The organism is Cognatiyoonia sp. IB215182 (assembly GCF_033963905.1).
Taxonomy (GTDB): Bacteria; Pseudomonadota; Alphaproteobacteria; order Rhodobacterales; family Rhodobacteraceae; genus Yoonia.
This window is the reverse complement of sequence record NZ_JAXBMB010000037.1, coordinates 1-10,928: the sequence shown is the minus strand read 5'-3', so window position 1 is coordinate 10,928 and position 10,928 is coordinate 1. Positions and strand designations below refer to the sequence as shown.

Below are 10,928 nucleotides of genomic sequence, written 5' to 3'. Positions count from 1 at the left end.
ATGAGACAAACCAAAGGTTGCTGCCTGTTCGCAGAAGAAGAACAGCATAGACACAAAGTCCCTTACCACGCCAAGGCATACGGTGTTCAACCAGACTAGTCTGGCCGATCGCGGCCAAAGCCAGCCTCTCGACACATTGCTCCGATACCGCAATGCGGCCCGTCATAAGAGACATTCGCTGTACTCGATCTCGGCAGTGGCGGGTGTTGGGGTACCAACTTCTTTACCACTTCTCTTCGACAATTGAAGATCGGAGTTCTACACCCTTTCAGACCATCATGGCCCGACCCAGATGTTCTCAATTTGATAGTGCTGCTCGGCAAGCGATCTGAGCGAGGCCTATGATTTTGGCCTTGGGTGAATTGCGATGACTCAAGAGCCCGAGTGCTCGTCGAGGCGCATCTGGGCCAAACGGAATTGTTCTCAGCGGAAGGTGATCGTCATGCCGCAGGCATTTTTGCGGCACAATCGAAATGCCAAGGTCGGCGGCGACCATGCTGGAGATTGCCTCCAGCCTGTCCAACTCCATCGCATCGTTCATGACGATATCATTGCTTTACGGCCAAGCCTCGATCTGCCTACCCACGACGGCATCCCTATTAAGCCGAATGAAGGGTTGTGAGCGCAAAAGGCTTTCTGGCGTATCGTCTCTCATGCCCTCTGCTACAAGGAGGACCAACTCCTCTATGGTGGCATCGCGGACGAAGCGTGCTTTCTGCAATTGCGCGACTGTCTACTCTGGCACGTTAGGCCCAAAGGGCACTCCAATCCGATTGAGACTTGTGGTACTTCCTCAGAAGTGAACTCTTCAAACAATCCTTCCTTGGCATTGTCGCATGTCCGTTGGATCGGCGGCGGAAGCGGAGCAGCCAAATCAACTATTGCACGTCGATTGACCGAAGCACATGAGGCAGTGATCTACGACACTGACGCCGTCATGAGCGACCATTCATCTCGCTGCCCAAATCAAAAATGTCCGCAACTCGCCAATTTCTTGCGTATTACGATGGATCAAAGATGGGTCGATCGATCCTGTAGACCGCTGGATGCCTGTCGCCAACATTGTCTTCTCACGTATCTGGCAGTTCGTGGATCAGTTTACGGCGGATGTCCTCAACTCACGTGTTGACATGACCAAGGCGCTTGCCGTGGCACTCCATCGACCAGCTTTCTTGCGGTACCCCGGTTGGGTATTGAAAATGATTCTGGGGGATATGGCACGGGAAACCATGCTTGGCGGTCAACGCGTGGTCCCAGGCCAGCTACTGCGGCAGGGTTTCAAGTTCCGCTATCCGGAGCTGCAACCCATGCTGCGCTGGATTCTAGGTGCAAAGGACGCTCGCATTGTACAGCCTACACGCATTGACTCTGGTTCAATGAGCTGCACGCGAAGGAAAAACTCTGCGTGAGAGGAAAAGCCAGAGGCGTCGCAAGACCGTTTGTCGCGGGTCAAACAAGTCGGACTGACACGCAGTCTGCAAGTCGAAGACTTAGGCTCGCGATTTGACGTACGGCAGCAAGCGGATTTGGAAATTAGGCGGAGCGCCCGGCAAGTTCGGGCGCTCCGCTTTTCTTCGTCAGCGGATACGTCCGTCAGGGTGTACAAGGACCTGCCCAGCTGGTTGGACCTGCAGCGCGTGCTGCTGGAAAGGCAGATCAAGCGTAACGCGTGGCAGGACGATGAGCCGCGCGTCATCCTGAACCTGCACGCCTGCCGGAGCCGAACGGTTTTGGCTTACCACGCAGGTCTCGCTAACGATCCAGTCCCCCGTCGCTGGCAGGGCGCATTCTGGGTGCAAGGCCGCGTCGATCGCACCCCTCAGATTGGGGAGCGGTCCGATGTTTCGCACATCAGGGGCCTGAGGTGTCGCGCCCGCCTGGAGCACTTCCCGCATCTCGGTCGATGTGAGCGGATCGCCCCCGGCTGCAATCACCGCGCCTTGCACCGCCGCTGCGGCACCGGCCACGATGGGCGAGGCCGAGGAAGTCCCGTTGAAACCACCGGTGTAGCGCTGGTTCACAAGTCCTACCCCATTCTGTCCATCGGGCGGGCCGATCCCATCAAAAAGCGTGCCATAGCCCAGTGTCGCTACGTTCTCTCCCCAGCCCTGAAGATCAACCCGCTCTCCAAAATTGCTGAAACAGGTGGGCTCGCGCGTGTCGGACGTTCCAGCCCCCACAATGATCGCACCGGAATCACGCATCGTCCGGTCGAACAGCCCGCCATAGGCCGGATCGTCAAAGTCAGACCTTCCGTTGCCGGCCGCCTGGACCACGACAATGCCGTTGGCCGTGGCCGTCTCAATCGCGTCGAAGTTGGCCTGCCAGAATTCGATGGCAATGGCATCTTCGGCACAAGCGCCGCAACCCGCAGGGCATGTCTGTCCGTTCGCCGGACCGGTGCGCTGGATCTCGATCAAGATGATGTCGCCGGCGTCCAGTTGCGCGGCCGCCGCATTGAACGCGTCAGCATCGGTCGGCGGTCCGAAGTGGCTTTCAAAGCCTGCCTCGGCACCATGGGCGATCCCGGTGATACCATAGCCATTATCAGCGGCAACTAGCACACCCATCACCGCAGTACCGTGATCGCGATTGTTCGCACCCGGCCTGATCTGCCCGCCAACCGAAAAGAGCGGCGGCAGATCTTCGTGGCTGACATTGATCCCTTGCTCGACATCAATGATCCGGACCCCGCTACCGGTGCCACCCGGAATGGTCCACGCATAGCGCGCGTCGATCCCTACGGGAGCGGCGTCAAGATAGCCCTGCTGCAAGGCGAAGTCGGGTGTTGGTGGTGGGGCATCGGCTTGTGGGTCAGTTGCGGGCGGCGTGGCATAGGCTACTTCCACAATGGCAAGCGCATTGATTTCACGCAGAAAACCGGCCACATCGCCGTAAACCGTGCCTTCGGCCAATGGGAGCGTCGTGTAAAGCGTGAGGTCGGCCAGCGTCCGTCCACTGCGCCGCTCGCCCGCCTCACGACGTGCGCGAAGCTCGTCGACAGATGCCGTGAAGGTTGGGCGTGCTGCCTCGAGCGCAACACCAGCAGTGCCCGCAGCCAGCCGGTTGACAGTGGCGAGCGCCGAACTGACGTCACCTTCGGTCAAACGGCCATCTCGCAATGCCTGCTGTTCTCGTGCAGTACGCTCCATCGCCGTTAAGCGTGTGCCATCGAGCCGCACCGCGCTGCCTTCGCGGAACTTGATGGTGACGCTCTCTACAGGTGTGTCGTCGGGCAATGTATACGCTTCGGCAGGCGGTACGGGGCGCAAGTTTTGCGCGGGCTGTGCAACGGCCGAAGTTGCAGTGGCAATTAACATTGCAATGATCAGAGGTGTTCTGAACATGATGCTACTCCTTGTCCTTCGATCTCAACAATTGCCGATGCAGACAGCACCGTTCCGCTGAAGACGAATGCGGGTCTGGCCATTGGTGAACAGCACCATGCCGTGATCCGAAATCGTCCCGATTTCCGCCCTTTCCGCATCTGCAGTCCCACGGGCCTGCAAGGTGAGGCGGACGTTCTGCGCCGGATCCTCTGCCACCATCCGCATCCGGGCAAAACGGTTGTCGCGCACGACCATATCCGTGCCGTCGTCATCCCCCTGAATGACAAGTTTGGCTCCGGGCTCGAAAGTGCCGATGCCCACATTTTCCGTTACGACCACATCACCTTCGAATTGCCCGGCGCGCCCTGCACCCTGGTGGATGGCGTGCAATGCGGGGCTGGTGCTTTGGCTGTTCAGCACATTGGCGAACAAAGCGCTCCCTCGTCCGGTTGTTGTTGCCGAAAGGGCGGCCGCGATGTTGCCGGTGTTGTCGGTCTGAAAGAAGCCGGCCCTCCCAAGGCCCTCGTTGCGCACTGCAAGCTTATCTTCAGGTTCTGGCACACCAAGACCAAGGTCACCTTCGGCATCAAAAACAAGTGCTGGCTGTGCTGAGCCGAACGTCCGGATGCGCAGGGGATCTTCATCGCTCTGGGCGCTCACGCCAAGTGCTGCGTCAGGAACAGACGTGCCAACGCCGACCTGACCATCGCCTGCAACCACAAAGGATGTCACACCGCCTGCACGGGCCCGGATCACCTCTTCATTCTCTGGCGCGTTGACCGTGAACTGAGCGTTGTTGCCGGTAACACCGCCCAGCACCGTCTGACCGTTGGCCTCAATGCGCAGCGCCTCTTGCTCTGTCGTCGGATTTTCAACGATGACGGCAGCGTCTTCGCGTCCGCTAAATGCCACGTGCAGCCGGGCCGACGGATCGATGTCGCCTATCGACACCCGATCTTCAGGGTTGCCCGTACGCATCGCACCGGTGCCGGCACCGCTCCAATCGGTGTCCTCAATCTCAAGCGATACCCAGCTGCCAGGGAGCTGATCACAATTCTGATCCTCCTGGATCGCAACGACAAATCCGGCATTTTCCTGTGCGCAAAGTTGCAATCCCTGCGCATGTGCCATCGCTGGCACGACAAGTGGGAGGGCAACAAAAGCTCTTTTCAAAAATATGGTAATCATCTGTTTTTCCTATTCATTTCTTTGGGCCATGGGCAGACGCCACGGCTGAACTCTCTGGTAAAGGGCGAACCGGATTAGCGCGGTTCGCCCGATGCCCTACGCGTTTGCGGTCACGGTGGTGGAACCGACCACACCACCGCTTGCGGCGCTCTTTTCACGCCACTGAACCATGATGTTGGCCACGCGAAACCGGTCCACCGCGCGACGGCGGACAGTCAGGCGGTTTTCACCCTTCTTCAGGATCCCCTTCGGGATGCGGTCCATCCACAGGTTCCAGCCTTCGCGAGCGACCATGTCAAACGACGGCAGATGCTCGCCGTTGATGAGAATCCGGTGGGTGATGGGATCGCCTTCATCGGTTGACGAATTGCCCACATTCTCAGCCTGGATCATGATGTAGCCTTCGGAGCTCACCGATTGACCAGCGCGGCTTGCAAGGACCGGCTCGTCATCAATAAAGAAGGTCCGGGTGGCCTCCTGGTTGGGCTGAACGAACTCTGTATCGAAATTCAGCCAGGCGAAATCTGAACGTAGCATTTGCTTTCCTCCAATGGTTTTGCACCGACAAAAATTGCCGGCTACGTTGGAGGGTAGATCAAGTGGCGTTTGCTAAACGTTGGATGAGCTCGTGTCGGCGACCGGGGTCAGCGCCATCTTCCGAGCGGCCTGAGGGGCGGCAAAGCTGGTGCCGCGAACCTGGGCGCGCGATCCGCTGCGCGCACCAGCGACCGTTAACCAGGGCCAGGCGGGCGTCCCTTCGGCCAGTTCGGCGAAATGACCGGGGCCAAGCGCAGAGAATGCCGCAACCGCCCCCGGGCCTGACGGGCCCAGGCGCAGGCCTTCAACAAACCGGACGAGCGGTCCTGCGGCAATCGCATTAAACGTGCCTTCGCGCCGTACCGGCCCGGGCTGCGTGGGGTCTTGGATCAGGAGCCTGCCTGCCGGGTCGCGTCTTACGTATTGGTTGTCTTCCAGCCAAGACTGCCGCCCACGGCGCGGATAACCCGGCAGTGAATCATCGCGCTGCACATAGAAATCTAGCGGCAAACCCGCATCAGAAGCGACCTCAATCTGCCAGCGTCCGGGGCGGATGAAAACATCGTTTGGCCCGCCCGGTCGGGTTGGTTGGGCTGCAAGCACCATGCATTCTCGCCCCGGTCCATCCGGGGCTTTCAGACTTGCAGGTACCCAACGCCAATAGCATCGCATTGCGACGTTGCTGCTGTCATCTGAAAGGTCGGCAAAACTGTCAAAGATTTCGGGCACAGGTGCACGCAACATCTCTGCGACACCGGGCGGCAATACGCCCAACCCCAGGCTCGGACGGTCCGGTCGCGCGTCACGACGCGGGCCCCAGACTTCGGCAAAGCTGGGAGTGGGATCGTCGGGTGCGAGATGCCAGTAAAGCGGGGATGTTGTGCCGGCTTCAACCCGTGCCCGTGATTGGGTCAGTCGGGTGTTACCGACAGGCACAAAAAAGCTGATTTGTGCATGCGCGCGGGCCGCGTCCCACAATGCCAGCTGTTCCTCAACATAGCGGCCCAAAAGGCCAGTGCCGTCCTTCGGCCCGGCCGTCAACCCGTAGCTCATGTTGATCACCACCGGCACCGCCAGACTGCTATCTCTGTCAACGAGTTCGGCGATGCGCTTGAAGAGTTCGTGAAGAGCGAGCAGCACAAAGAACGGAATGAAAGTGCCTGACGTATCATGTGTCACGCGCGGTGGCAGACTGACCCAAAGCACATGGACCCGCCCGGCACGGTGGCGTCGCTGGCGGCGCGCTGTCGCCGGATCACGGTCCGCAATCAGCATATCCATCACACCCATACCATGGCTTTGCCGGCGCGCGGCGCTTTGCGGTGATCCGCCGGTCATGTCGATCAGTCCGACTTCGCGATAAAGCGCTTCTTCATCGACCAGTCCCGAGGGTTTTCGATGCTGCGAGATCAGTTCTTTGATTTCGCCACGCTGCAATTCGCGCCCACAGACCAGTTCGTTGCCTGCAGCGTGTGGCGCGCCCTGCAGCCACACCCAGTCCAGACTGATCCCGTCGCGTGGGTCATGCAGCATCTGATGGGCAAAAAAGGCGCCATCATCAATTGCCGCTACGATTGAATCCCCTCGCCTGAGGGTCGTATCGAGTTCAGTGAACGCGGGCGCGGTTTCGTCGGTCGGGTCAGGGTCTTCAGGGCCGACGGCCTTGATCGCGACCGCATCAAGGAGCGCCGGCATCGCCGTATCGAAGGGGAAGCTCTCCAGGATATCCTGTATGCGGCTATCATCGATGTTGCTGAATTTGCCTACGTCAGTGACGAGTCGATTGAAGGCACGTTGCTGTTTTTCCGCATCGACCTTGCCCTGACTGCGTGCTGCCTGAGCTTGCGCCTCGTGATCTCGCCACCAGTGCGAATAAGGATATCCCAACCCTTCACCGGTCAGCCTGCCAAGTTCCTTGCGCCAGGTCAGGTCCACCGCGCATTCCAGTCATCAGTTGCCTTGCCCCACAACCAACCCAGCCCGGGGTCGGCCAGAGCTGCCTCTCCGTTTGAAGTGATTGTCATGGCACTGCCTGTGCTGTTGTCCGAGAAAGCTTGCTCGATCGCGCCTAGGTGGAAATCCATGCCAGCCCAGGCCGCGCCGCCAAAACTTCGGTGCGGCACATTCGTCCCTGTGGCGCGCGCCGCGAAATGGTCGGCCAGAGCCAGGCCCAGCACCGCACCTGCCGCGCTGTCGGCCGGAAAATGTACACCTGCGATCGTCCGGTTGATCGCAATTCGCGCGGCGAGGCGAAAGCGCGGCGCGTGCGACAGCAGCGCCTCCATGGGGTCATCGCCCGCTATGTGGCACAACAGGGCGGCCAACATGAAAGCCTCGGTCGCATGGCCACTGGGCAAGGTGCCGTGAGGTGGCGTATCGATCATCGGCTGGATAAGCTGTGAAAAGGTTGCAGGCCTAGGACATCCCAGAACGTGCTTGACCCGCGCGCAAACGACATGCGTCACCCGCAGTGCGACTTCCATCAGTTCCAGCGTCCAGCGGGAACGACTTGCGCGCAGGTCATCAACAGCGGCAAAAAATGAAGTCAGATCAGTGATCTGGGTCAAAATCTCCGATGTGCGTTCAGGCCGAAGTTCTGCATAGCCTCGCAGAAAATCGAGCATCCCGGCAAACTCTGCATTGCTTGGACGTGTCAGCGTGGCAATCGGGGCGTAGGCCCGCGTCAGGTGCCCATCGGCTGCGTTACTCTCCTGAATTTGGAAGACCTGCACCGTGCTGCGTTCTGCTGTCGCATCGCTGCGCACAACGATGCCATCAAGAAGACCAGCGACCAATGTTGAAGAGAGCCAGACATGATCAAGCATCGCCAGCCGCTCGGGCAAATCAGCCGCCACGTCCGGCGGCAATTGGGCAGCGTCAATCTCGGCGAGCGCCTCTGTGCCCAAAATACCGTCGCGGCTGATGTCAAGGGCGTTGGCCAAAAGCGGTGATGCCTGACCGGCATGCCCGACGCCCATCTGCCCCATTTGTCCCATTTGCCCCATCTGTCCCATTTGACCCATCTGTCCCGACAGGCTGAAAATCGGCATGGCGGTGCCCTCCAAATCTATCCGAAGAAAGAAATCTCAGAATTTGACATAATCGGACCGTAGCACGAATCGCTCGTACAGTCTGCCAGAGGAGACCGCCGATCCATGGTTCCTGCACCTCTGATCCTCGATCTTGTCGGTCCTGTAAGCCTGCACGACCGAAACGGATACAATCTGACACCACGGCTGATGCGATCCAGGGCCGTGCTTGCATTGCTTGGAGCAACTGAAGGATACCGGCGCAGCCGCTCATGGATCCAGGACAAGCTTTGGAGCGACAAAACCAAGCCCGAAGGATCGGCTGCCCTTCGCTACGCGCTTTGGGATCTGCGAAGGTCCCTCGGAGATCATCGTGCTGCCCTGATCTGCGAGCACGGCTACATTGCACTCGACCCCAATTCGGTTCAGGTTCGGCTGCCCGAAACCGTACTGGATGGGCCAGTCTTTGCTGAGGGACTCGATATTGATGATGCCGAATTTGAGGTTTGGCTGAGTGAGCAGCGCAATGGAGGCGCTGCGGCTCGGGCCGCACCGTTTCTGGATGAGGGACGACCATATTCACTGCGCAGTGTTGTCCGTATCTATCCCAACGGCGGCGATGACGATCACTTGAATGGTTTGGCGCAGACCCTTGCGATCAGAACGGCAGCCCGTCTGACGCGCACAACCGGCGCATTGGTCCGGATTGACCCCGACGATGACAGCGACACAGCCCGCTTTGCCACAGAGCTGCGCGTTGATCTGCGGCTGTCCAGGGTGCGCGGACGGGTGCTGGCCCAAGTGTCCGTGGCGAATACCCGGCGAGACGAAATCATCTGGACCAACGACCGTGACTTGCCAGGCGGATTGGTGGGGCAAGACCCACTGAACCCATTTGCCAATCTCACCGCCGAAGCCATAGGTCGCGCATTGATGCAACTGCCGCCTGATGCCTCCGATGTCGAGCATGCATCTGCCGCCTTTTGCAAGGCGATGTCGATGCCGCGCAGTTTTGACGCTTGCGATTTGCTTGATGCAATTCAAACGCTTGGCGCGCTTGAAATCGATGAGGTCGCTGCGCGTTCTGCGGCCCGACGCGCGCTCTATCTTGGCTGGCTGGTGATTGAGCGAAAGGCAACCTGCGAAAAATCAGCGCTTGAGGAGGCGCGCGCACTGAGCCGAAGGTCTATCGAACTGGATCCAACCTTGTCAGAGGCGTTCGCCGTCCGCTCGGAACTGGCAGACTTTGATCGCAACCCTGCACTTGCCCATGACCTTGCCCAGTATGCGGTCAATATCGATCCATTCGATCCGCTTGCAGTCGCGGCGCTTTCCAAGGCAGAGGCGCGGCTTGGAGACGGACAGAGCGCCTACAAAAGGGCGCTGTTTGCTCAACAGCTTGCGGTTGGGCTACCGAACCCGGCCTGGTGGGCCACGCTCTGCTGCACGACAGCCATGAGCCACGGCAATACCACTTTGGCGCTTCGCCACGCCGAAACGGCCCACGAGTTGGCCGCTGGCTTCCTTCCCCCACTCAGGTTCCTTGCCGCACTCCGGTTTATGGCTGACGACCTTCAGGGTTGCCGCAGCGCGCTTTCTTCTTTGGCTGCAAAGGAACCGGGGTTTTCGCCGGATATCCTGACCGAGCCTGAGTACCCGCTTCGCTCCATTGATGTCGCGATACTCAGGCAGCTCCGGCAGGCCAAAGTCGTTTGATCTACGGGTCACAGTGTCTAGCCCCCTCGTTCAGTACCACTAATTTTGGGTTTCTCTAGTAAGGTTTCTGTTGCAGGTTGGCGCATGCCTAGGGCATGATGTGGCCGGATTTGGTTGTATTGTCTGAGCCAGACATTAATGGCGACCTGGGCTTGTTTGGTGCTGTGATGTCTGACGTCAGCACCAATGCGACAGTTTAGGGTGATTTGATAAGAGAGGGTTTCTGGCACATCGTAACCACCAAGGAGTGGAGATGAGACAGAAACCCGGAACCAAGCAGAGCCACGGTGAGAAAGTTGTCCAGGACATCCGCCGTGCCACACGCAAGCAGTACTCTGTTGAAGAGAAGATCAGGATCGTGCTGGACGACCTGAAGGGCGAAGACAGCATTGCGGAGTTGTGCCGTCGCGAGGGCATCGCTCAGAGCCTTTACTACAGCTGGTCGAAGGAGTTTCTCGAAGCTGGGAAGAAGCGCCTGGCGGGCGACACGGCACGTGCGGCGACATCGAGCGAGGTCAAAGATTTGCGCCGTGAAGCCCGCGATTTGAAAGAGGTCGTGGCCGAACAGGCGCTGGAGCTGCGGTTGCTCAAAAAAGCATGCTCGGGGATGGGGACGACGCCGCATGAGGTACCCTGCATCAGAGAAACTGGAGATCATCCGGCTCGTCGAAAGGTCACACCTTCCGACCAAACGCACCCTGGATAAGCTCGGCATCCCCAGAACGACCTTTTACCGCTGGTATGATCGGTATCTGGCCGGCGGCTCCGGGGCGCTTGAGGACCGCAGTCCTAAGCCATCACGGGTCTGGAACCGCATCCCAGAGCCAGTGCGCGAGAAGGTCAAGGACCTGGCTCTGAAGGAAAGCGATCTGTCGCCACGCGAGTTGGCCGTACAGTTCACCGACACAGAAAAGTATTTTGTATCAGAGTCTTCCGTGTACCGTGTCCTCAAGTCCTACGACCTGATCGCCAGCCCGGCCTATGTAGTTCTGTCGGCAGCCGACGAGTTCCGTGACAAGACAGCACGACCGAACCAGCTCTGGCAGACAGACTTCACGTATCTGAATGGCCTGCTGCCGGTTTCGTGGACGGCACCTTAAGCTTTCATAGCTCGCTCCTCGAATGTGAT

10 protein-coding genes and 1 pseudogene are annotated in these 10,928 nt (G+C 59.2%); 4 read left to right on the top strand and 7 right to left on the bottom strand.

What is annotated here, in order from left to right; genetic code table 11:
* Positions 1–298: 298 nt before the first annotated feature.
* Positions 299–496, bottom strand: a complete 198-nt coding sequence (locus tag SLH47_RS26505; protein WP_413785686.1) for a hypothetical protein — start codon at positions 494–496, stop codon at positions 299–301.
* Between SLH47_RS26505 and SLH47_RS25815 the strand changes: the two genes are divergently transcribed.
* The gene (locus tag SLH47_RS25815) at positions 443–622 is read left to right on the top strand and encodes a hypothetical protein (protein WP_320243972.1); all 180 of its coding nucleotides are present in this window, start codon (positions 443–445) and stop codon (positions 620–622) included. The two genes, SLH47_RS26505 and SLH47_RS25815, sit on opposite strands and share 54 nt — an antisense overlap.
* A 424-nt stretch (positions 623–1,046) precedes the next feature.
* The gene (locus SLH47_RS26500; protein ID WP_413785685.1) at positions 1,047–1,409 is read left to right on the top strand and encodes a DUF1731 domain-containing protein; all 363 of its coding nucleotides are present in this window, start codon (positions 1,047–1,049) and stop codon (positions 1,407–1,409) included.
* 168 nt (positions 1,410–1,577) lie between these two features.
* On the opposite strand, the gene SLH47_RS25810 is transcribed toward SLH47_RS26500, so the two are convergent.
* The 5 genes from SLH47_RS25810 to SLH47_RS25790 all read right to left on the bottom strand — a co-directional run bounded on the left by SLH47_RS25810 (position 1,578) and on the right by SLH47_RS25790 (position 8,104).
* Positions 1,578–3,347: a S8 family peptidase gene (locus SLH47_RS25810; RefSeq protein WP_320243971.1), complete on the bottom strand. Its 1,770-nt coding sequence runs from the start codon at positions 3,345–3,347 to the stop codon at positions 1,578–1,580.
* Positions 3,348–3,371: 24 nt separating this feature from the next.
* Positions 3,372–4,460 carry a hypothetical protein gene (locus tag SLH47_RS25805; RefSeq protein WP_320243969.1) on the bottom strand — a complete coding sequence of 363 codons (1,089 nt, stop codon included), beginning with the start codon at positions 4,458–4,460 and terminating at the stop codon, positions 3,372–3,374.
* A 153-nt stretch (positions 4,461–4,613) separates the two neighbouring features.
* Positions 4,614–5,054: a hypothetical protein gene (locus SLH47_RS25800; RefSeq protein WP_320243967.1), complete on the bottom strand. Its 441-nt coding sequence runs from the start codon at positions 5,052–5,054 to the stop codon at positions 4,614–4,616.
* 72 nt (positions 5,055–5,126) lie between these two features.
* Positions 5,127–6,989, bottom strand: a complete 1,863-nt coding sequence (locus SLH47_RS25795) for a hypothetical protein (protein WP_320243965.1) — start codon at positions 6,987–6,989, stop codon at positions 5,127–5,129.
* Complete coding sequence (locus SLH47_RS25790; RefSeq protein WP_320243963.1) at positions 6,980–8,104, bottom strand: phosphatase PAP2 family protein; 1,125 nt, start codon at positions 8,102–8,104, stop codon at positions 6,980–6,982. The genes SLH47_RS25795 and SLH47_RS25790 overlap by 10 nt, the downstream gene beginning before the upstream one ends.
* Positions 8,105–8,209: 105 nt before the next feature.
* On the opposite strand from SLH47_RS25790, the gene SLH47_RS25785 reads away from it, so the two are divergent.
* On the top strand, positions 8,210–9,799 hold the full coding sequence (locus tag SLH47_RS25785) for a hypothetical protein (protein WP_320243961.1): 1,590 nt from the start codon (positions 8,210–8,212) through the stop codon (positions 9,797–9,799).
* Between the two features lie 17 nt (positions 9,800–9,816).
* Here the strand turns inward: SLH47_RS25785 and SLH47_RS26495 are convergent, their stop codons facing one another.
* Positions 9,817–10,029, bottom strand: coding sequence for an integrase core domain-containing protein (locus tag SLH47_RS26495; protein WP_413785684.1), 213 nt, complete (start codon positions 10,027–10,029; stop codon positions 9,817–9,819).
* A 23-nt stretch (positions 10,030–10,052) separates the two neighbouring features.
* Between SLH47_RS26495 and SLH47_RS25780 the strand changes: the two are divergent.
* Positions 10,053–10,863 (top strand): annotated as a pseudogene (locus SLH47_RS25780) (transposase); the annotation flags it as partial.
* Positions 10,864–10,928 lie beyond the last annotated feature (65 nt).

Bases quoted from the DNA above. Each gene is read 5' to 3' on its own strand.
- SLH47_RS25815 (WP_320243972.1), top strand. From the start codon at position 443: ATGCCGCAGGCATTTTTGCGGCACAATCGAAATGCCAAGGTCGGCGGC.
- SLH47_RS26505 (WP_413785686.1), bottom strand. From the start codon at position 496: ATGGTCGCCGCCGACCTTGGCATTTCGATTGTGCCGCAAAAATGCCTG.
- SLH47_RS26500 (WP_413785685.1), top strand. From the start codon at position 1,047: ATGCCTGTCGCCAACATTGTCTTCTCACGTATCTGGCAGTTCGTGGAT.
- SLH47_RS25810 (WP_320243971.1), bottom strand. From the start codon at position 3,347: ATGTTCAGAACACCTCTGATCATTGCAATGTTAATTGCCACTGCAACT.
- SLH47_RS25805 (WP_320243969.1), bottom strand. From the start codon at position 4,460: ATGGCACATGCGCAGGGATTGCAACTTTGCGCACAGGAAAATGCCGGA.
- SLH47_RS25800 (WP_320243967.1), bottom strand. From the start codon at position 5,054: ATGCTACGTTCAGATTTCGCCTGGCTGAATTTCGATACAGAGTTCGTT.
- SLH47_RS25790 (WP_320243963.1), bottom strand. From the start codon at position 8,104: ATGCCGATTTTCAGCCTGTCGGGACAGATGGGTCAAATGGGACAGATG.
- SLH47_RS25785 (WP_320243961.1), top strand. From the start codon at position 8,210: ATGGTTCCTGCACCTCTGATCCTCGATCTTGTCGGTCCTGTAAGCCTG.